Origin of the sequence: Pseudomonas pseudonitroreducens, from assembly GCF_021603645.1 — a bacterium.
In the GTDB taxonomy this organism is placed as follows: Bacteria; Pseudomonadota; Gammaproteobacteria; order Pseudomonadales; family Pseudomonadaceae; genus Pseudomonas; species Pseudomonas pseudonitroreducens.
Genome location: NZ_BQHJ01000010.1, coordinates 148019 through 168613, shown reverse-complemented (window position 1 = coordinate 168613; position 20595 = coordinate 148019). Strand labels below are relative to the sequence as shown.

Below are 20595 nucleotides of genomic sequence, written 5' to 3'. Positions count from 1 at the left end.
GTCAAGCGTGCAAACCGACCGTCCGGTCACACTCGCAGGGCCGTCCACGGGGTGCATCGACAATGCCGCCCTGAGGCTAATTAAAGCCCATGGCAGAGCGGCCGGCGTGTCACGAGGACAGCCGGCCACCACAGAGAATTCAGGGGAGGAGTCGGGGCGCGATCAGGCGCGGATATCGAGCAGGGTGCCGAGCGTTTCGTCGGCTGCCTGGATGACCTTGGCGCCGGCTTCGACTTCGTGCTGGCCGCGGCGCAGGTCCACCAGGTGGTCGCTCAGGGCATCGCTGGAGGCCGTGCGCGCGCCAGCGCTGGCGATATCGCTGCCGGCCTGGTCGACACGGCGCTGCCCGGTCTGGACGCTGGCCAGGCCCGCAGAGAAAGCATTACCGGAGATTTCCATCGCAGCGCCTCCACAACAAAGCAGCAAGTGGCCACTATTCAAGCAGACGGCGTGCCTCAGGCCAAGGTTCGGTTACAAATCCAGGATACCCAGGTCCAGGTGTGCCGCCACCGCCGCCGGAGTCGCGCGGGCCAGGCGTGGCACGCGTCCGAGGCAGGGCGCGGGCAGCCGTTCGGCGAGGGTCGCGAGATTTTCTTCCAGACGAGAGGTCTGCGCATCGACGATGTTCGCAACCCAACCAGCCAGCAGCAGGCCGTCGCGCTGGATCGCCTCGGCGCTGAGCACCGCATGGTTGATGCAGCCCAGGCGCACGCCGACGACGAGGATCACCGGCAGCTCCAGGGCGATGGCAAGGTCGGAGAGGTTCTCCTCCCCCGCCAGCGGCACGCGCCAGCCACCGGCGCCTTCCACCAGGGTGAAGTCGGCGCCCAGTTCCAGCACTGAACGCACCGGCTCCTTCAGTGCCTCCACCGTCAGTTTCACGCCCTGCTCGCGGGCAGCGAGGTGTGGGGCAATGGCCGGCTCGAAGGCGAAGGGGTTCACCTGCTCGTAGGCCAGCGGCACGCTGCACTCGCCCAGCAGCGCCAGCGCGTCGGAATTGCGCAGGCCCTCGGGGCTGCGCTCGCAGCCGGAAGCCACCGGCTTGGCAGCCGCCGTGGACAACCCGGCCAGCCGCGCTGCATGGAGCAGGCCGGCAGCGATGGTGGTCTTGCCGATTTCGGTGTCGGTGCCGGTGACAAAGTAGGCGTGGGACATGGGTTCCTCGGTGTCTTTCGTAGGAGCGGACTCCGTCCGCGATAGGTCCGCCTCGCGCCGGATGCCATCGCGGACGGAGTCCGCTCCTACACGGAATTGGCTTTGCGCAGGACGGCGTAGACCACCCGGTAGGTCGCCGGCAGCCCCTCGGGCTGACGGAAGCGCTCGTAGGCGGCGATCAGCGCGCGCACCCGCTTGCGCCCGGTGAGGCCGTCGGGCCGACCGGGGTTGAGGTTGTGCGCGCCGAGCGCCTTGAGTTCATGGGTCAGGCTGCGCAGGTCGGGGAAGTGCAGGACGCGGTCTTCGGTGCGCAGCTCCAGCACCTCCAGGCCGCTGTCGGCGCAATAACGCTGGTACTGCTCGAAGGCGCGGAAACGGTTCACGTGGACGAAACCGTCCACTGCCTCCCAGCTCTGCCGCAACTCACCCAGCGTGCCGATGCACAGGCTGCTGAAGGCCAGCACGCCACCGGGACGCAGTACCCGGCGCGCCTCGCCCAGCACTGCCGGCAAGTCTGCACACCACTGCAGCGCCAGGCTGGAAAACAGCAGATCGCTGGCACCATCGCGCAACGGCAGCCGCTCGGCATCGCCGCCGATGAAATACTCCGCGCCCCCCTGCTCGCGGGCGTGGCGCAACATGCCCTCGGCGATGTCGACAGCCAGCCCCTGGGCCTGTGGATAGCGCGCCGCCAGGGCGCGGGTGAAGTACCCGGTGCCGCTGCCCAGGTCGACCCAGCGTTGCGGCGCAGCGCTGGCCGGCAACAACTCCAGCAGCCGCTTGCCGACATCTCGTTGCAGCTCGGCCACCGCATCGTAGGTGGACGCGGCGCGGGAGAAGGAGGCGGCTACCTGGCGTTTGTCGGGCAGGCCGGTGCTACTGCAATCAGGCATCGTCGCCCTCGTGGATGAACGTGAGGATGGCGCTCGCGACCTCGTCCGGCTGTTCCAGCGGCAAGCCATGGCTGGCACCGGGCAACAGGCTGACCTCGACATCCGGCAGCCAACCCAGCAGCGCCTCGGCAGCGCTCGCCGGGACCAGCGCGTCGTTGGCGGCGAACAGGTGCAGTTGCGGGCCGGGATAGCGGTCGAGCGCGCCGCGGGTATCCAGTTGCCCCAACAGTTGCAGGCCAGCGGTCAACGCCTCGGCATTCAGTTGTGGCAACGCCACCTGCAACTGGCGCGAGAGCGTACGCGCGTCGCGGGCGCCCTGGCTGACCAGCAGGGTGAAGCGCTTGCGCACCAGATGCGGCTCCAGCAGGAAGGCCTCGAAGAAGTCCTCGAAGACGTCGTTGGCCATGGCGTCCGGCCAGTCCTCGCGGCGGCGGAAGCAGAGGTTGCTGGCGATGGTGACCAGCCCGCGGCAGGATTCCCCGCGCCGCGCCGCCAGCTCGGCGCCGAGCATGCCGCCCAGCGACCAGCCAGCGATCCAGGCATCGTGGGCGACATTGTCGTCCAGCTCGTCGAGCCAGACGTTCGGATCGGCATCCGCCGGCAATGGCTCGATCTGCACGTTCAAGTGCGGAGCCTGCTCCAGCAGCGCATCGCGCAGCGGTTCCAGCGGCGCGCTGCCCAGGCCCCAACCCGGCAGCAGGATCAATTGGTCACGCATCATCGCCCTCCTCGGCATCGATCTCTGCCAGAAGGCTAGACGACACGCGTTGCCAGCTCTCTGCCAGCGCCACCAGCAGGCGGTCGACCTGCGCTTCGCTGTGCGAGGCCGACAGGGTCACGCGCAGGCGAGCGGTACCGGCGGGCACGGTGGGTGGACGGATCGCGCCGACAAGAATGCCGCGCTGGCGCAGCTCGGCGGACAAAGCCATCGCCTGGGCACTGCCGCCGATGAGGATCGGCTGGATCGGCGTCGGGCTGTCCATCAGGCGCAGTCCGATGGCCTCGGCGCCGGTGCGGAAACGCGCGATCAGCGCATTCAGGTGGTCACGGCGCCAGCCCTCGGCGCGCAGCAGCTCCAGGCTCTTCAGCGTGGCGCAGGCCACGGCCGGCGGCTGGCTGGTGGTATAGATGTAGGGCCGGGCGAACTGGATCAGCGTTTCGATCAACTCCTCGCTACCGGCGACGAAGGCGCCAGCGGTACCGAAGGCCTTGCCGAGGGTACCGACCAGCACGGGCACATCCTCCATGCCCAGCCCGAAGTGCTCGACAATGCCGCCGCCAGTCGCGCCCAGCGGGCCGAAGCCGTGGGCGTCGTCGACCATCACCCAGGCTCCCTTCTCCCGAGCCCTGGCGCACAGAGCGGGCAGGTCGGCAAGGTCGCCATCCATGCTGAACACGCCATCGGTGACCACCAGCGTGTTGCCTTCGGCCTTCTCCAGGCGCGAGGCGAGGCTGGCAGCATCGTTGTGCAGGTAGCGCGAGAAGCGCGCACCGGAGAGCAGCCCGGCATCCAGCAGCGAGGCGTGGTTGAGGCGGTCCTCCAGCACGCTGTCACCCTTGCCGACGAGCGCGGTGACGGTGCCCAGGTTGGCCATGTAGCCGGTAGAAAACAGCAGCGCGCGCGGGCGGCCGGTGAACTCGGCGAGCGCCAGCTCCAGTTCATGGTGCGGGCCGCAATGACCGTTGACCAGGTGCGAGGCACCGCCACCGACGCCCCAGCGTTCGGCACCGGCACGCAGCGCGGCAATCACTTCGGAGTGATTGGCCAGGCCCAGGTAATCGTTGGAACAGAAGGCCAGCATCGGCTGGCCATCGATGACCACCTCCGGCCCCTGCGGCGATTCCAGCAGCGGGCGGCGGCGGTAGAGGTCCTCCGCCTGGCGCTGGGCCAGGCGGGCGGCGAGATCGAAAGGCATACGCAACCCCGTGTCGGCGGTGGTCCTCCAGGGCGAGGACCTGTAGGAGCGAGCTTGCTCGCGAAGAAGCTTCCCGAACACACAGGTGCTGGGCGGTTCGCGAGCAAGCTCGCTCCTACATGAAGAAGAGCGGCTCTATCAGGCCGAAGCCGCGTTATAGAACAGCTGGGAGTCGCGTTGTTCCACCAGCGCCTGCTCGATGGCAGCCTGGTGTACCTCGTCGGCGTGCTCCTCGCGTTCCTCGGGCTTGATGCCCAGGCGCGCAAACAGCTGCATGTCCTTCTCGGCCTGCGGGTTGGTGGTGGTCAGCAGCTTCTCGCCGTAGAAGATCGAGTTGGCGCCGGCCATGAAAGCCAGAGCCTGCATCTGCTCGTTCATCTGTTCGCGGCCGGCGGACAGGCGCACGTGGGATTTCGGCATCATGATCCGGGCGACTGCCAGGGTGCGGATGAAGTCGAACGGATCGACGTCCTTCTCCTCGGCCAGCGGGGTGCCCTTGACCTTCACCAGCATGTTGATCGGTACCGATTCCGGGTGCTCGGGCAGGTTGGCCAACTGGATCAGCAGGCCGGCGCGGTCGTCCACCGACTCGCCCATGCCGAGGATGCCGCCGGAGCAGATCTTCATCCCCGCCTCGCGCACGTACGCCAGGGTCTGCAGGCGCTCGCCGTAGGTGCGGGTGGTGATGATGTTGCCGTAGAACTCCGGCGAGGTATCCAGGTTGTGGTTGTAGTAGTCCAGGCCCGCTTCGGCCAGGGACTGGGTCTGCTCCTGGGTCAGCTTGCCCAGGGTCATGCAGGTTTCCAGGCCGAGCTTCTTCACGCCCTTTACCATCTCCAGCACGTAGGGCATGTCCTTGGCGGACGGGTGCTTCCAGGCGGCGCCCATGCAGAAGCGCGTCGAGCCGATGGCCTTGGCCTCGGCAGCGGCCTGCAGCACCTTCTGCACTTCCATCAGCTTTTCCTTGTCCAGACCGGTGTTGTAGTGGCCGGACTGCGGGCAATACTTGCAGTCTTCCGGGCAGGCGCCGGTCTTGATCGACAGCAGGGTGGAAACCTGCACACGGTTCGGATCGAAATGCGCGCGGTGCAGGGTCTGCGCCTGGAACAGCAGGTCGTTGAACGGCTGTTCGAACAGGGCGCGGACTTCGGCAAGGGTCCAGTCGTGGCGGGTTACTTGGGCTGCGGTGGCACTCATCGGCAAAGTCCTTCGACGCTTCGGGGCGCGCCTCTTGTCTAAGGTGCCCCGGCGGCGCGCCACCGGGGAAATCAGGCTCAAGGCATCATATGTGGAGCTGTGACGCTGTCAACCACTCTCGCGACACAGGTCGACAAGTGGCTATTTATTGATCAATAGCGATGATCCCGTTGGGCTTGCGGCTGAACCGATTCGCCCAATTGCCGCTCCAATCAGGCAGAACATTCAGGAGTCATCCCCAGATGGGAACAGAAGGATTCTTCGACAGCCTCGGTCAGATGGCCGGCAAGGCCATCCGCTTCATTGTCGATCTGCTATCGGGCGTGCTCGGTGGCCTGTGGCGTGCCATGGACGACTTCTTCCACGGCCTGGCACGGGCTGTGGGAATCGACGTCTCGATCTTCAGCTTCGTCCTGCTCTTCATCGGCCTGCTGCTGCTCTACAGTGGCATCCGCGCCTTCTTGCGGCGCTCGATCTTCGGCGGACTGATCTGGACGGTGCTGGGCCTGGTGGTATTGAGCTGGCTGATCCATTGAGCCACCCACCCCTGAACGGCCCCGTCCCTGGGGGCTGAATGCAGTTGCTTCAATGGCGCCCCGTCTGGTGGCGCCCACGTGTGCAATGCCTCCTCTGCGGAGGAGCGACGGATCAGGCCGCGCTACCGCTCTGCGCCGGCTGTGACGACGACCTGCCCTGGCTCGCCGGGCACTGCACAGTTTGCGCCCTCCCCCTGCCGGTTGCCGGGCAGACCTGCGGCCAGTGCCTGCGCCGCGCGCCGGCCTTCCACCGCGTCGAGACACCCTTGCGCTACGGCTTCCCTGTCGATGCGCTGGTCACCCGCTTCAAGCACCAGGCCAATGCGCCACTCGGGCGGCTGCTCGGCCAGTTGCTCGAACGCCACCTGCTGCATGCCTACGAGGAAGGACTGCCGCGACCAGACCGGCTGATCCCCGTGCCGCTGTCGCGCCGGCGCGAACGGCAACGCGGCTTCAACCAGGCACAACTGCTGGCGAGCTGGCTGGCGGCTCCACTGGCTCTCCCTGTGGATAACCAGCTGGTCCGCCGCACTCAGGACACCCCCGCGCAGCAAGGTCTCGACGCCGCCACGCGCAAGCGCAATCTGCGCAACGCCTTTGTCCTGGCCGATGGCGCCGCTGTCGAAGGCCTGCACCTGGCCCTGGTGGACGACGTGCTGACTACCGGCGCCACCGCCGAGCGCATCGCCCGCCTGCTACGCCGTGCCGGAGCGCGACGGGTCGACGTCTATTGCCTGGCGCGCACTCCAGCCCCGGAATAGACGACCGTTGGGCCACATTCCCGACATCTGCCCCTTGCGTTTTGCCCGCCAGCAACGGAGCCTCCCTGCATACCAATAAGCACCCGCGAACCCATGACCACCCTCAGCCTGTTGACCCAACACGTTACCCGCCGCCCGCAGCGCATCGCCCTGCTGGCGCAGATCGCCCAGCTCGGCTCGATCACCCACGCCGCCAAGGCCGCTGGGATGAGCTACAAGACCGCCTGGGACGCCATCGATGAACTGAACAACCTCTCCGACCGCCCCCTGGTGGAACGCAGCGTCGGCGGCAAGGGCGGCGGTGGTGCGCGCCTGACCACCGAGGGCGAGCGCCTGCTGGCGCTGTACCAGCGCCTGGAAGCCCTGCGCGAACACATCGTCGAGCACGTCGAGCACCAGGCCGATCTCGAGCTGATCGGCCGCCTGATGATGCGCACCAGCGCGCGCAACCAGCTGCACGGGCGTGTTTGTGCGGTGGAGCCGTCCGGCCTCAACGACCTGGTGAGCATCGAGCTGCCTGGCGGCTCACGCATCCAGGCCCGGGTCACCCGCGAGAGCACCGAAAAGCTGGAGCTCGTCGATGGTGTACCCGTGGTGGCGCTGATGAAGGCCGGCTGGCTCTACGTCGACCTGCCGCATATCCCCTGCCCGGAGGGGCTGAATGCCCTGGAAGGGCACATCGATGACATCCGCGAAGCGGACGACGGCCCCAGCGAAGTGCGCATCCAGTTGCCCAGCGGGCAGATGCTCTGCGCCCTGACCGATCCCGAGCGCATCGAAGTCCTCGGCCTGCGACCCGGCTCGCCGGTGCGCGCCCAGTTCTCCCCGGCCCAGGTGATCATCGGCACGCCGTTGTAGTTTCCCTGCCTCATATCAAGCCCCGCGACAGCGTGCCGCGCTCCAATGGCCGCCTGAGTCCCGCCCGGGTCGGGCGGGGCCTTGGCCAATCGGAGCTCCCACCATGCGCCGCCAACTCGCTCTCCTCGCCCTGCCGTTGCTGTTCTCCCTGCCACTGGCCAGCCAGGCCGGCCCCGACGTGTTGCGGGTCGGCGCCAGCAACGAACTGATGTCGACACTGGAACCACTGGTGGACCACTACCAGATCGAAACCCGCAACAAGGTCCTGCTGATCGGTGGTGACGAGGGCGAACTGGCCGAACAGGTGCGCCAGGGCACGCCGTATGACCTGCTGCTCACACCGTTGCACAGCAGCGACAAGGAGGCGCAGCCGCTCGACTGCAAGGCCCGCTCGATGCAGAAACTGACCCTGGTGAAGGGCGAGCGCCGGGCACTGGCCACGGACTTCGTCGAGTACCTGAGAAAACACTGCGCCGACCACTGAGGCGACTACCCACCCATTGACGGTGGACTGGGTACACTAGGCTGCTTTACCACTGCCGGATCGTCGCCATGTCTCATCCTTTCTCCGACCTCACGCCCGATCTGGTACTGGATGCCGTGGAAAGCATCGGCTTTCTCAGCGACGCCCGCGTACTGGCACTCAACAGCTATGAGAACCGGGTCTATCAGGTCGGCATCGAAGACAGCGAGCCGCTGATCGCCAAGTTCTACCGCCCCGGCCGCTGGACCGACGAAGCGATCCTCGAAGAGCATTCCTTCTCCGCCGAACTGGCCGAATGCGAAGTCCCGGTGGTGGCGCCGCTGGTGCATGAGGGCAAGACACTCTTCGAGCATGCGGGCTTCCGCTTCACCCTGTTCCCCCGCCGCGGCGGCCGCGCGCCTGAGCCGGGCAATCTCGACCAGCTCTATCGCCTCGGCCAGTTGCTCGGCCGCCTGCATGCGGTGGGCGCCAGCCGCCCTTTCGAGCACCGCGAGGCGCTGACGCCGCAGAACTTCGGCCACCAGTCGCTGGCGACGCTGCTGGAGGGCAATTTCATCCCGAAGAGCCTGCTGCCGGCCTACGAGTCGGTGGCCCGCGACCTGCTGAAGAAGGTCGACGTCCTGTACGCCCGCGTGAAATACACGCCCATCCGCATGCATGGCGACTGCCACCCCGGCAACCTGCTGTGCCGCGACGACACCTTCCACGTCGTCGACCTCGATGACTGCCGCATGGGCCCTGCCGTACAGGACCTGTGGATGATGCTCGCCGGCGAACGCCACGAGCGCCTGGGGCAACTCTCCGAACTGGTGGACGGCTACCAGGAGTTCCACGATTTCGACCCGCGCGAACTACCGCTGATCGAAGGCCTGCGCTCGCTGCGCCTGATGCACTACAGCGCCTGGCTGGCACGCCGCTGGGACGACCCGGCGTTCCCGCCGAGCTTCCCCTGGTTCGGCACCGAGCGTTACTGGGGCGAACAGGTGCTGGTGCTGCGCGAGCAGCTGGCGGCGCTGGATGAGGAGCCGTTGCGGTTGTTCTGAGCCCTGACCGCGCCCGCGACGAATGTGTTCTTTGTAGGAGCGAGCTTGCTCGCGAACGTATTTGCCGACGAAATCGCTGTCTGGCGGTTCGCGAGCAAGCTCGCTCCTGCAGAATCGCCTCTGCCGTAACGACAACGTTACGCAGAATCATCGGCGAGGCTGCAGCGACCCCGGCAGCGACACAGACAAGCCATCGCGAGCGCCCTAGAATTGTGCAGCCACTCATTAGCTGCCTAACCAAGGATGTTCCATGGCCACCGCCAATCCCCGCCGGGGCTACGCCCTGGGCTTGACTGCCTATGTCATCTGGGGGCTCTTCCCGATCTACTTCAAGCTGCTCGAACGCATTCCCGCCCTGGAAATCATCACCCATCGCGCCATCTGGTCGGCGGTGTTCGGCGCCCTGCTGTTACTGGTGTGGAAACACCCCGGCTGGTGGCGCGAGCTGCGCGAGAACCCCAAGCGCATCGCCGTGCTCACCGCCAGCGGCCTGCTGATCGCCAGCAACTGGCTGGTGTATGTCTGGGCGGTGAACAACGGCCACATGATCGAGGCCAGCCTGGGCTACTACATCAACCCGCTGATCAACGTATTGCTCGGCCTGGTGATCCTGCGCGAGCGGCTGCGCCCGCTGCAGTGGGTCGCGGTCGGCCTCGCCGCGCTGGGCGTGGCGCAGCAGTTGTGGCAACTGGGCAGCCTGCCCTGGGTGTCGCTCGCGCTGGCGCTGACCTTCGGCTTCTATGGGCTGATCCGCAAACAGGCACCGGTGGCTGCACTGCCGGGGCTGGTGGTGGAAACCTGGATCCTGCTGCCGCTGGCGATCGGCTATCTGGTGCTGTTCGCCGATGGCCCCAGCGCGCATCTCGACTTCTGGACCACCAAGGACGCCTTCTGGCTCGCCGCCGCCGGCCCGATCACCCTGGTGCCGCTGGTGTGCTTCAACGCCGCCGCACGCCATCTGCCCTACGCGACACTGGGCTTCCTGCAGTACCTGGCGCCAACCCTGGTGCTGTTGCAGGCAATCCTGCTGTTTGGCGAGCACCTGGACACCACGCGCCTGATTTCCCTGTGCTGCATCTGGGCGGGCTTGGTCGTGTACAGCATCGACATCTGGTACCGGCTCTCCCGCGGCGATTGATCATTAAATGATCCACTGCCTGCACACCACGCCAGCTGTGGCTTGCAGGCAGTCACCCGCAGATTGTCCACAGCTCTATCCCGCGAATGCGGGGATAACGGCCGTTTCTTCCACAAGCCGCCCCGCCGTGCCTCTCCCAGCGCGACACTCTCTCGCTGCGCGCAGCAACACGATCACTATTTGATCAGAATCGCGCAGACCTAGTGGTTTCTGGCTTACCGCGATATTCCCGCGGCTTTTCCACAGGCTGATCCCCGCTTCATGGGGATGGATCAACGCTACCCGATCAGAAAGTGGACAACCCCATCAAAGCCCTACCCCGCGTGACCTGTAGCGTTCCATGAACGGCTTCTCCACAGACTCTTCCAGTGCTTTTGTGCACAGCCATTGGAAAGCCCGAGGCACTCCCTTCACAGCGCACGCCCTGCACAAAAAACGATCAACCCACTGAAAGCCTCGGAAACAGGTGGCTACAGACACTTATCAACAGAATGCCCACGGTACGATCCCCGCAATCTGTGCACAGCGACGCTGCCGATGGTGGATAAATAAACCCGCACTAAGCCCATATAAAATGGGCCCTCTGTCAATCCATCAACAGAGAGCCCACAAGTTTTTCCACAAGCATCGAGGTCAATGCAGAACAATCATTCCCCGCTGTGGAAATTCAGCTCGACCATCAGGTCGTCCGCCAGCTCCTCCAGCTTCTGCTGCAGGGTTTCCAGCGGCAGGGTCAACGGCACAGCCAGCAGCGCCTCGGCGTGGAACAGCGGCTCGCTGCTCATGGGCGCGGGCAGTACCTCGGTGGTCAGGCTCTCCAGGTTCACCCCATGCTCGGCCAGCAACTGGGTGATGTCGCGGACGATGCCTGGGCGGTCGTTGCCCACCAGGTCGAGGTGAATCGGCTTCCAGTTGCAGGCCGGCTCGATGCCGCTTTCCGCCAGCAACACGCGGATGCCGTGTTCGCTGAGTTCCTGCAGGCCTTCCACCAGTTCGTCATAGCCCTCGGCTGGCACCGCCACGCGGAGGATCCCGGCGAACTGCCCGGCCATGCGCGACATGCGGCTTTCCAGCCAGTTGCCGCCATGGGCAGCGATGCATTTGGCCACGCGTTCCACCAGGCCGGGCTGGTCCTGGGCGATGACGGTCAATACGAGGTGGTCCATGAGCAGTCTCCGCGAAGGGCTAGGCCGTGAGGTCCAGCCAATAGGTGTAGAACTTGTCGTCCCGCTTGTAGCCCAGGCGCTCGTAAAGCGACTGGCCGGCGTGGTTGGTCTTCGCCGTCTCCAGCATCAGACCACAGGCACCGGTGCTTTCGCCGTGGGCGCGGGCGGCGTTCATCAGTGCCTCACCGTAGCCATCGCGACGCGCGGCAGGCAATACGTAGAGGTCGCTGACCAGCCAGGATGCCTGCAGCGCCAGGGAAGCGAACAAGGGATACAGCTGCACGAAACCTACCGCCACGCCATCGACGCTGCGCGCGATGAAGACCGTGGACTGGCCGCTGCCGACGCGCGCGCCGAGAAACTCGCGAATCTTCGCGTGGGGGGCGGGCACCTCATAGAAATCGAGGTAGCCGGAAAACAGCGGAACCAGGTCATCCAGATCGGAGGGGGTGGCAAGCGTCACGGACATGCGGGATTCTCCAGAAAGGAAAAGGCAGTATAGGCACGGCGAGGTTAGCCGGCTGCGACGGGCTGCCACAGGTACCCAAACGGGTTATCCGTGTACAGTTTTAAGATTTATCTGGAACAATCCAGAAGATTTTTGCGAACATATGACCTGCTACGTGACTGATATGCGTACTTTGGTCTAACCGCGACGCTAGCCCACTGATTTTTCCCACGGCATCATGTAGTATTCCGCGGCTCGGACTACAAGGCGTTTTGCCTGTGTCCAGAGCTGGTCCTGAGCAGAGTGAGGCAAGCAATGACTGAACGCGTTCAAGTCGGTGGCCTGCAGGTCGCCAAAGTCCTGTTCGACTTCGTGAACAACGAAGCCATTCCCGGCACCGGCATCGAAGCCGGCAAGTTCTGGGCAGGTGTCGAAACCGTAATCAACGACCTGGCCCCCAAGAACAAGGCCCTGCTCGCCAAGCGCGACGAGATTCAGGCGAAGGTCGATGGCTGGCACCAGGCGCGCGCTGGCCAGGCGCATGACGCGGCCGCCTACAAGGCTTTCCTGCAGGAAATCGGTTACCTGCTGCCCGAGCCGGCCGACTTCCAGGCCAGCACCCAGAACGTCGACGAAGAAATCGCCCGCATGGCCGGCCCGCAGCTGGTCGTACCGGTGATGAACGCGCGCTTCGCCCTGAACGCTGCGAACGCCCGCTGGGGTTCGCTGTACGACGCCCTCTACGGCACCGACGCAATCAGCGAAGAGAATGGCGCCGAGAAGGGCAAGGGCTACAACAAGGTCCGTGGTGACAAGGTCATCGCCTTCGCCCGCGCCTTCCTCGACGAAGCCGCCGCGCTGGAATCCGGCTCCCACGTCGACGCCACCGCCTATGTCGTGAAGAACGGCGCACTGGCCGTAACCCTGAAGAACGGCAGCGAGACCGGCCTGAAGAATGCCGCTCAGTTCCTCGCCTTCCAGGGCGACGCCGCCAAGCCGAAAGCCGTGCTGCTCAAGCACAATGGCCTGCACTTCGAAATCCAGATCGACCCGACCAGCCCGATCGGCCAGACCGACGCCGCTGGCGTGAAAGACGTCCTGATGGAGTCCGCGCTGACCACCATCATGGACTGCGAAGACTCCGTGGCCGCCGTCGATGCCGACGACAAGGTAGTGGTCTACCGCAACTGGCTGGGCCTGATGAAAGGCGACCTCGCCGAGCAGGTCTCCAAGGGTGGCACTACCTTCACCCGCACCATGAACCCGGACCGCGTCTACACCAGGGCCGATGGTTCCGAGCTGAGCCTGCATGGCCGCTCCCTGCTGTTCGTGCGTAACGTTGGCCACCTGATGACCAACCCGGCGATCCTCGACGCCCAGGGCAACGAAGTGCCCGAAGGCATCCAGGACGGCCTGTTCACCAGCCTGATCGCCATTCACAACCTGAACGGCAGCGCCACCCGCAAGAACAGCCGCACCGGCAGCGTGTACATCGTCAAGCCGAAGATGCACGGCCCGGAAGAAGTCGCCTTCGCCGCCGAGATCTTCAGCCGCGTCGAGGACCTGCTGGGTCTGCCGCGCAACACGCTGAAAGTCGGCATCATGGACGAAGAGCGCCGCACCACCGTCAACCTGAAGGCCTGTATCAAGGCTGCCGCCGAGCGCGTGGTGTTCATCAACACCGGCTTCCTCGACCGCACCGGTGACGAGATCCACACCTCCATGGAAGCCGGCGCCATGGTGCGCAAGGGCGCCATGAAGACCGAGAAGTGGATCGGCTCCTACGAGAACAACAACGTCGACGTCGGCCTGGCCACCGGCCTGCAGGGCAAAGCCCAGATCGGCAAGGGCATGTGGGCCATGCCCGACCTGATGGCCGCCATGCTCGAGCAGAAGATCGCTCACCCGCTGGCTGGCGCCAACACCGCCTGGGTTCCCTCGCCGACCGCCGCCACCCTGCACGCGCTGCACTACCACAAGGTCGACGTGTTCGCCCGTCAGGCCGAACTGGCCAAGCGCGCTCCGGCTTCGGTGGACGACATCCTGACCATTCCGCTGGCGCCGAACACCAACTGGAGCGCGGAAGAGATCAAGAACGAGCTGGACAACAACTCGCAGGGCATCCTCGGCTACGTCGTGCGCTGGATCGACCAGGGCGTCGGCTGCTCCAAGGTGCCGGACATCAACGATGTCGGCCTGATGGAAGACCGCGCTACCCTGCGTATCTCCAGCCAACTGCTGGCCAACTGGCTGCGCCACGGCGTAGTGACCGAAGAGCAGGTACTGGAAAGCCTCAAGCGCATGGCTTCGGTGGTGGATCGCCAGAACGCCGGTGACGCCCAGTACCGCCCGATGGCGCCGAACTTCGATGACAACGTGGCCTTCCAGGCCGCACTGGAACTGGTTATCGAAGGCACCAAGCAGCCCAACGGCTACACCGAGCCAGTCCTGCACCGCCGTCGTCGCGAGTTCAAAGCGAAGAACGGTCTGTAAGCACTTCGCCAAGCGTTGAAAGAACCGCCCTTCGGGGCGGTTTTTTTATGGCTACCGGTTGGGATTTGCGCCGTTTCTAGCCGATCGCGGACAGAGTCCGCTCCTACGCGATACCTCTGCGCTTGGGCCATCCCTCACCCTGGCCCTCTCCCAAGGAGAGAGGGGACCGTTCGGTGCAGGATGAAACCTCCGGACTGCCCCCTCTCCCTGAGGGAGAGGGTCGGGGTGAGGAGGAAGACGCAGCGACGGACTATCCAGAGAAGACAGTTGCTCCTACGTACGAGGGCAGCTTCCGCGTAGGAGCGGACTCTGTCCGCGATTGTCGTTGAGCCACCTCGGAGCCCACACGTAACGCCTGTGCACAATTATTGTGTACAAAATCCCCAGCCCGCTTATTTTCCACACAGGCAATATCTGACTCTCAAGTCAATGATTGCTATGGAAAAATTATTTAATGGCGCCTAGGACACCTGGCAAAGCCGCACCAAACAAGGGCTCTGCTCGATTCCAGGGGAAGTGGCGAATCAACCGGCACCACAAGGAGAACCGGGCTGGCACGGAATTGGCTTTTGCACACAAACCACAAAAAGCCGTGCATACAAAGCCGAGTAGCCCATGACCAGCAGTCCCACCCACCTGTCCGGCGTTACCCCCCTCCAATCTGCTGATAGCGCGGCCGCCGCCCGGCCGGCCGCGCCAACCCTGAGCCCGCGCCTGTACAGCGCCGACCTGGCGCCGACCAAGGCGGCGGGGCGCAGCTGGGGGCGTTACAGCCTGTTCGCGCTGTGGACCAACGATGTGCACAACATTGCCAACTACTCCTTCGCCATTGGCCTCTTCGCCCTCGGCATGAGCGGCGCGCAGATCCTCGCCGCCTTCGCCCTGGGCGCGCTGGTGATCTACGGGCTGATGAACCTCTCCGGCTACATGGGTCAGAAAACCGGCCTGCCCTACCCGGTGATGTGCCGCATCAGCTTCGGCATCCACGGCGCCCAGGTGCCGGCTCTGATCCGCGCGGTGATTGCCATTGCCTGGTTCGGCATCCAGACCTACCTCGCCTCGGTCGTGCTGCGGGTGCTGCTCACCGCCATCGCCCCAGACCTCAAGGCCTACGACCAGGACTCGATCCTCGGCCTGTCGAGCCTCGGCTGGATCACCTTCCTCGGCATCTGGTGCGTTCAGTTGGTGATCTTCGCCTACGGCATGGAGATGGTGCGCCGCTACGAATCCTTTGCCGGCCCGATCATCCTGGTCGCCTTCGCCAGCCTCGCCGGCTGGATGTACTGGCGCGCCGGGCTGTCGATTGCCTGGTCCAGCGGCAACGCGCCGAGCGGCTCGGCGATGTGGCTGAAGGTGCTGGGCGCCGCCGCACTGTGGGTCTCGCTGTACGGCACGATGATCCTCAACTTCTGCGACTTCACCCGCAATTGCCCGGACCGCCGCACCATCAGCGTCGGCAACTTCTGGGGCCTGCCGGTAAACATGCTGGGCTTCGCGCTGATCGCCGTGGTGCTGGCCGGCGCGCAGTTCAGCATCGACGGCAAGCTGGTGCAGAACCCCACCGAGATCGTTGCCGCCATTCCCAACACCTTCGGCTTGGTGCTGGCCTGCCTGGCCTTCCTGATCGTCACCGTGGCGGTGAACATCATGGCCAACTTCGTCGCCCCGGCGTACGTGCTGACCAACCTCGCGCCGAACCTGCTGAACTTCCGTCGCGCCGGCCTGCTCAGCGCCACCATCGCCGTGCTGATCCTGCCGTGGCACCTGTACAACAGCCCGGCAGTGATCGTGTATTTCCTCGGCGGCCTGGGCGCCCTGCTCGGCCCGCTGTACGGGATCATGGTCACCGACTACTACCTGGTGCGCCGTGGCCGGGTGAACCTGCCGGAGCTTTACAGCGAAAGCCGCGAGGCGAGCTATCACTTCAGCGCCGGGGTCAACCTGCGCGCGGTGGCGGCGTTCGTCCCGGCCGCACTGATCGCCATCGTCCTGGCGCTGCTGCCGGCCTTCGAATCGCTGTCGCACTTCTCCTGGTTCTTCGGCGCCGGGCTCGGCGCGCTGATCCACTTCGCCCTCGCCGACCGCAAGCGCACCTACCTGGACGTCTGCGGCGAATCCATCGCGGTGGATGCCGCACATCATTGAGGCTCTAGCTGAACGACCAGGCCGCCTTCGGGCGGCCTGGTCGTTCAGCGAGCCAACAGGAAATCCAGCACCACACCTTCGAACTCGCGGGGGAACTCGATGTTCGACAGGTGCACGGCCGGTAACGTGAGCAAACGAGCGCCGGGGATCGCGTCGGCGATCAACTCGCTGTGGCTGGCGGCAGTGACAGTGTCGAACTGCCCGGCGATCACCAGAGTGGGCAGGCGCACATCGCGCAATGCCGTGCGCAGATCAGTTTCCTGCACGGCGGCGAAGGAGCCGGCCAGTCCATGCCGGTTGGTGGCCAGCAGCGTCGCGCGGAACGGTTCCACCTCCGGGCGCTCTTGCGCCAGCCAGGTCGCCGGGAACCAGTTGCCGAGGAAGGTCGCGGCGGTGCCCCGCATATCTTCCGCCTGCAACACCTCGGCGATGCGCGCATCCCACTGATCCTGCGGCCCCAGCCAGGCAGAAGTGTTCGCCAGCACCAGCCGATCCATGCGCTGCGGTGCGTTCAGCGCCAGCCACTGGCCAACAAAACCACCGAGGGAAAGCCCGAGGAAATGCGCACGCCGCACCGCCAGTGAATCGAGCAGCTCGATCACATCTTGCGCCAGCCGCGCCAGCGAATAGGGTCCGGGGGGAACACTGGATGCGCCGTGCCCGCGAGCGTCATAGCGCAGCACGCGGAAGTATTCGCTCAGCGCGGCAATCTGGCCGTCCCACATGTGCATGTCGGTGCCGATGGAGTTCGACAGCACCAGCAGTGGCAGCTCGGCGCGGCCGTCCAGGCGAAAGGCGATGCAGGTGTTGTCGCGAGTGGTCAGATAGCGCAGCTGGCTCATGGCAGCCTCTCCTCAGGGTTGATGGAGGCGAGGTTAGTTGCGCTGATAATCCAAAGAAATTACAAAGAATGAACGCTCTCTGTCAGGAAAGCTGACATGCAGGACTTCACCCTTCATGACCTCCACTGTTTCGTCGCACTAGTCGAGACCGGCGGCTTCCAGGCCGCTGCCCAGCAGTTGCACCGCTCGCACCCGGCGATTTTCGCCGCTGTTGCCCGGCTGGAGAACCAGCTTGGCTTCGAACTGCTGGATCGCAGTGGCTACCGGGTTGCCCTGACTGCCGCAGGCGAATCCTTCCACCACCGCGCCCAGGGCTTGCTGCGCGAACTGGGCAGCCTACGCGAGCATGCCGCACACCTGGCGGCCGGCGAGGAAAGCCAGCTGCGCGTCGTCCTCGGCGACTTCTGCCCACGCCCCGTCGTTCTGGAAAAACTCGCGCGCTTCTTCGCCACGCAACCGCACACACGCCTGCAGTTGTACTTCGAAAGCGTCAGCGGTCCGCTGGAGCGGCTCCTCGATGACGAGGCCGAGCTGATCCTGCACCGCGTGGACAAGGCCGACCCGCGTCTGGAGTGGCTGGACCTGGGCGTGGTGGATTTCATCCCGGTGATTGCGCCGGCACTACTGGCGGACACCACGGACATCCGGCCCGAGCAATTGCACACGCTCACCCAGTGCGTCATGCGCGACAGCGCCCGGCACTCGCCGCCGGTGGCGTTCTTCACGCTGGATGGCGCGGCGCAATGCACGGTGCCGGACCAGGCGATGAAGAAGGAACTGGTACTGCACGGCCTGGCCTGGGGTCATCTGCCGCGCCACCTGATTGCCGAGGAATTGGCCGACGGCCGCCTGCGCGACCTCAGCGGAGAGTACTTGCCCGGCCGCCGCGAGGAGCTGGTCGCCGCGCGCCGGCGCGATCGCGCCCACGGCCCGGTGGCGCAGAGGCTCTGGAGCTTTCTGCAGGAGGCCTGATCAACTGCGGCTCATCGGCCCGCGCACCGGCTGTTCGCGCATGTGGCTGACTGCGCTGACCGGCGCTCCGGCGGCGATCAATGCGTCGCGCTGCAGGGCAATCGGTGTGCGGGCGATGGCGCGCTCGAACTGGTTGAGCTTCTGGAACGCCGGCAGTGCGAAGGCCGCTTCCAGCATGGCCACCAGTTTCGGCCAGCGCAGGGCGTCCAGCTCGTAGCGGGCGAGCTGCGCATTGCGCATGAAACAGGCCACGCTGATGTCGGCGATGGACAGCTCGCCGAACCACCACCCGTGCTCGGGCAACTGCGCTTCGAGATAGTCGAACACCGCCGGCAGGTCCTGCTGGTAGGTCCTCTCCAGCAGCACCGCATCCGGTTCGCGGCCCCACACGCCGCGGCCGATCACCAGTTGGTCGAACAGTTGCCAGATCACCACCTGCCCCATGCGGCTGTCGGCGAACTCCTCGATCCACCGCGCGCGGGCGCGGGCGACTATGTCCGCGGGGTATAGCGCAGGCTGTGGATAACGTTCCTCGAGGTACTGGCAGATCACCGAGGAATCGTTCAGCACCAGCTCACCGTCCACCAGCACCGGCACCTGGCGCAGCGGGCTGAGGCGCTCGAACTCGGCGTTGCCGAAGAACGGCACGACGGAGTCGATGCGATAGTCCACCCCCTTCATTTCCAGCAGCACCAGCGCCTTGCGCACATAGGGAGAAAGGAAGGAACCGATGATCAGCACGGGGTCGGACATGGCGAGACGTTCCGCGAAAAAGTTCGGCGAATTGTAGAACGGTGCCGAAAACCCAGCGACCGGCGGCAAAAGCCGACGGGTGCCAATTGCGCGTGTGACTGCACTTTGCGATCATTTGCGAATAGTTATCGTTTTTGAGCTTGATCCCATTCGGGATCACTGGGGGAGTAGCTTGTCGGCCATCCAGATGGGTAGCGGCGAACTCGTTGGCGCCTTGTATCGCGATCACCGCGACTGGCTGACCGCCTGGCTGAACCGCAGCCTGGGCTGTCCGCAGCGCGCCGAAGACCTGAGCCAGGACACCTTCGTCCGCGTGCTCGGCCGGCGCGAGCTGCCCTCCCTGCGCGAACCGCGCGCCTTCCTGGTCACCGTCGCCAAGGGCCTGCTGGTGGATCACTGGCGCCGCGTGGCGCTGGAACAGGCCTATCTCGAAGAGCTGAAATGCCTGCCCGAAGCCGTGCAGCCCTCGGCCGAGGAACACTGCCTGATCCTCGCCGACCTGCGCGAGATCGACCGCCTGCTGGGCAAGCTGTCCACCCGCGCACGCAGCGCTTTCCTGCTCAACCGCCTGGACGGCCTCGGCCACGCCGAGATCGCCGAGCAACTGGGTGTTTCCGTACCGCGCGTGCGCCAGTACATCGCCCAGGGTCTGCGCCAGTGCTACATCGCCCTCTACGGCGAGCCGACGTGAAGGGAGCGGTTTCCCTGCAGGTGCTGGACGAGGCGATCAGCTGGCAGCTGCGTCTGGGCTCCGGCGAAGCGCGCCCGGACGATGAAGCCGCCTTTGCCCGCTGGCATTCCGCCCACAGCGAACACGCCCGCGCCTGGAGCCAGTTGGGCATGCTCGACCGCAGCCTTGCCGGCGCCGCGCCCAAGGCCGCGCGCAACGCCTTGCTGCGCTCGCCCGGCGAGTCGCGGCGCAAGGTCCGCCGCCTGGCCGGCACCGGCTTGTCGTTGCTGCTGGTCGGCGCACTCGCCCTGGGCGTCGGCAACCGTTACGCACCGGTGCGTTATGCCTTCTCCGACCTGGTAACCGCCACCGGCGAGCAGCGCGAACTGCGCCTGCCGGACAACACCCTGCTGAGGCTGAACAGCCGCACCGCCGTAGACGTGCGCTTCGATGCCGAGCAGCGGCGCATCGTCCTGCTCAGCGGCGAGATCCTGGTGGAAACCGCCCACGGTGACAGCCGCCCGTTCATCGTCGAAACCGACGAAGGCCGCCTGCGCGCACTCGGCACGCGCTTCCTGGTGGAGCGCGACGAAGGCGACAGTACCTTGCTCAGCGTCCTGCAATCCGCGGTGGCCGCGCGCCCCGAACAACTGCCGGGCGAGCGCGTGATCAACCAGGGCCAGCAGGTGCGCTTGCGCGCCGATGGATTCGGCAGCGTGGAGGCCAACAGCGCCACCGCCGATGCCTGGACGCACGGCATGCTGGTGGTGGACAACGTGCGCCTTAGCGAGCTGATCGAGCAACTGGCGCGCTACAGCCCGGGCTATCTCGCGGTTGATCCGAAGCTGGCAGACCTGCGCATCACCGGCAGCTTCCCGCTGCAGAACATCGACCTGGCGCTCGGCTCGCTGGAGCCGACACTGCCCGTGCGTATCGAGAAGCACGGCCCCTGGTGGTCGCGCGTGGTACCGCGCGGCTGAACGCAAACGCCCCGTAGGAGCGGACTCTGTCCGCGATGGCCTCCGGCGCGATGCGGACCTATCGCGGACGAAGTCCGCTCCTACAAAGACCCCGCCTAAGCAGAAGGCCGAATTTTTTTCACCCAGCCCTATCACTTTTTGATTC

Annotated in this window: 21 protein-coding genes; 11 read left to right on the top strand and 10 right to left on the bottom strand. The window is 65.5% G+C overall.

Going from position 1 to position 20595, the window contains the following annotated elements; genetic code table 11:
* Nucleotides 1-162: 162 nt before the first annotated feature.
* The 6 genes from L6D89_RS23440 to bioB all read right to left on the bottom strand — a co-directional run bounded on the left by L6D89_RS23440 (nucleotide 163) and on the right by bioB (nucleotide 5161).
* Nucleotides 163-399, bottom strand: coding sequence for a hypothetical protein (locus L6D89_RS23440; protein ID WP_236172660.1), 237 nt, complete (start codon nucleotides 397-399; stop codon nucleotides 163-165).
* A 72-nt stretch (nucleotides 400-471) separates the two neighbouring features.
* Nucleotides 472-1155 carry a dethiobiotin synthase gene (gene bioD / locus L6D89_RS23435; RefSeq protein ID WP_236201337.1) on the bottom strand — a complete coding sequence of 228 codons (684 nt, stop codon included), beginning with the start codon at nucleotides 1153-1155 and terminating at the stop codon, nucleotides 472-474.
* Between the two features lie 86 nt (nucleotides 1156-1241).
* Complete coding sequence (gene bioC, locus L6D89_RS23430) at nucleotides 1242-2048, bottom strand: malonyl-ACP O-methyltransferase BioC (protein ID WP_236201336.1); 807 nt, start codon at nucleotides 2046-2048, stop codon at nucleotides 1242-1244.
* Nucleotides 2041-2766, bottom strand: a complete 726-nt coding sequence (locus L6D89_RS23425; protein ID WP_236201335.1) for an alpha/beta fold hydrolase — start codon at nucleotides 2764-2766, stop codon at nucleotides 2041-2043. The genes bioC and L6D89_RS23425 overlap by 8 nt, the downstream gene beginning before the upstream one ends.
* Nucleotides 2759-3964 carry an 8-amino-7-oxononanoate synthase gene (gene bioF, locus L6D89_RS23420; protein ID WP_236201334.1) on the bottom strand — a complete coding sequence of 402 codons (1206 nt, stop codon included), beginning with the start codon at nucleotides 3962-3964 and terminating at the stop codon, nucleotides 2759-2761. The genes L6D89_RS23425 and bioF overlap by 8 nt, the downstream gene beginning before the upstream one ends.
* Before the next feature lie 138 nt (nucleotides 3965-4102).
* A complete protein-coding gene (gene bioB / locus L6D89_RS23415) occupies nucleotides 4103-5161 on the bottom strand; it encodes a biotin synthase BioB (protein WP_045212783.1) in 1059 nt (352 codons plus the stop codon).
* Nucleotides 5162-5403: 242 nt separating this feature from the next.
* Here bioB and L6D89_RS23410 point away from each other — a divergent pair, with 242 nt between their 5' ends.
* The 6 genes from L6D89_RS23410 to rarD all read left to right on the top strand — a co-directional run bounded on the left by L6D89_RS23410 (nucleotide 5404) and on the right by rarD (nucleotide 9981).
* Complete coding sequence (locus tag L6D89_RS23410; RefSeq protein WP_236172666.1) at nucleotides 5404-5697, top strand: hypothetical protein; 294 nt, start codon at nucleotides 5404-5406, stop codon at nucleotides 5695-5697.
* Nucleotides 5698-5735: 38 nt separating this feature from the next.
* The gene (locus tag L6D89_RS23405; protein WP_236201333.1) at nucleotides 5736-6458 is read left to right on the top strand and encodes a ComF family protein; all 723 of its coding nucleotides are present in this window, start codon (nucleotides 5736-5738) and stop codon (nucleotides 6456-6458) included.
* Between the two features lie 93 nt (nucleotides 6459-6551).
* Nucleotides 6552-7316, top strand: a complete 765-nt coding sequence (locus L6D89_RS23400) for a TOBE domain-containing protein (RefSeq protein ID WP_236201332.1) — start codon at nucleotides 6552-6554, stop codon at nucleotides 7314-7316.
* Between the two features lie 103 nt (nucleotides 7317-7419).
* The gene (locus tag L6D89_RS23395) at nucleotides 7420-7800 is read left to right on the top strand and encodes a substrate-binding domain-containing protein (protein WP_236201331.1); all 381 of its coding nucleotides are present in this window, start codon (nucleotides 7420-7422) and stop codon (nucleotides 7798-7800) included.
* Between the two features lie 68 nt (nucleotides 7801-7868).
* Nucleotides 7869-8843, top strand: coding sequence for a serine/threonine protein kinase (locus L6D89_RS23390; protein ID WP_236201330.1), 975 nt, complete (start codon nucleotides 7869-7871; stop codon nucleotides 8841-8843).
* Nucleotides 8844-9093: 250 nt separating this feature from the next.
* Nucleotides 9094-9981, top strand: a complete 888-nt coding sequence (gene rarD / locus L6D89_RS23385) for an EamA family transporter RarD (RefSeq protein ID WP_236172671.1) — start codon at nucleotides 9094-9096, stop codon at nucleotides 9979-9981.
* Nucleotides 9982-10628: 647 nt separating this feature from the next.
* Here rarD and L6D89_RS23380 read toward each other — a convergent pair.
* Together L6D89_RS23380 and L6D89_RS23375 are read right to left on the bottom strand one after the other, a co-directional pair.
* Entirely contained in the window at nucleotides 10629-11147 is a 519-nt protein-coding gene (locus L6D89_RS23380) for a glycine cleavage system transcriptional repressor (RefSeq protein ID WP_045212798.1), read from the bottom strand.
* A gap of 19 nt (nucleotides 11148-11166) precedes the next feature.
* Nucleotides 11167-11616, bottom strand: a complete 450-nt coding sequence (locus L6D89_RS23375) for a GNAT family N-acetyltransferase (protein ID WP_236172672.1) — start codon at nucleotides 11614-11616, stop codon at nucleotides 11167-11169.
* A gap of 294 nt (nucleotides 11617-11910) precedes the next feature.
* Here L6D89_RS23375 and L6D89_RS23370 point away from each other — a divergent pair, with 294 nt between their 5' ends.
* Nucleotides 11911-14088, top strand: coding sequence for a malate synthase G (locus L6D89_RS23370; protein WP_236201329.1), 2178 nt, complete (start codon nucleotides 11911-11913; stop codon nucleotides 14086-14088).
* 615 nt (nucleotides 14089-14703) lie between these two features.
* Nucleotides 14704-16233, top strand: a complete 1530-nt coding sequence (locus tag L6D89_RS23365; protein ID WP_236201328.1) for an NCS1 family nucleobase:cation symporter-1 — start codon at nucleotides 14704-14706, stop codon at nucleotides 16231-16233.
* A gap of 44 nt (nucleotides 16234-16277) precedes the next feature.
* Here L6D89_RS23365 and pcaD read toward each other — a convergent pair whose 3' ends face one another.
* A complete protein-coding gene (gene pcaD, locus L6D89_RS23360; protein WP_236201327.1) occupies nucleotides 16278-17075 on the bottom strand; it encodes a 3-oxoadipate enol-lactonase in 798 nt (265 codons plus the stop codon).
* 96 nt (nucleotides 17076-17171) lie between these two features.
* Here pcaD and L6D89_RS23355 point away from each other — a divergent pair, with 96 nt between their 5' ends.
* Nucleotides 17172-18047: a LysR family transcriptional regulator gene (locus L6D89_RS23355; RefSeq protein ID WP_236201326.1), complete on the top strand. Its 876-nt coding sequence runs from the start codon at nucleotides 17172-17174 to the stop codon at nucleotides 18045-18047.
* Here the strand turns inward: L6D89_RS23355 and L6D89_RS23350 are convergent, their stop codons facing one another.
* The gene (locus tag L6D89_RS23350; protein ID WP_236201325.1) at nucleotides 18048-18800 is read right to left on the bottom strand and encodes a glutathione S-transferase family protein; all 753 of its coding nucleotides are present in this window, start codon (nucleotides 18798-18800) and stop codon (nucleotides 18048-18050) included.
* Nucleotides 18801-18987: 187 nt separating this feature from the next.
* Here L6D89_RS23350 and L6D89_RS23345 point away from each other — a divergent pair, with 187 nt between their 5' ends.
* Together L6D89_RS23345 and L6D89_RS23340 are read left to right on the top strand one after the other, a co-directional pair.
* Entirely contained in the window at nucleotides 18988-19491 is a 504-nt protein-coding gene (locus tag L6D89_RS23345; RefSeq protein WP_373873575.1) for an RNA polymerase sigma factor, read from the top strand.
* Nucleotides 19488-20450, top strand: coding sequence for a FecR domain-containing protein (locus tag L6D89_RS23340; protein ID WP_236172678.1), 963 nt, complete (start codon nucleotides 19488-19490; stop codon nucleotides 20448-20450). The genes L6D89_RS23345 and L6D89_RS23340 overlap by 4 nt, the downstream gene beginning before the upstream one ends.
* Nucleotides 20451-20595 lie beyond the last annotated feature (145 nt).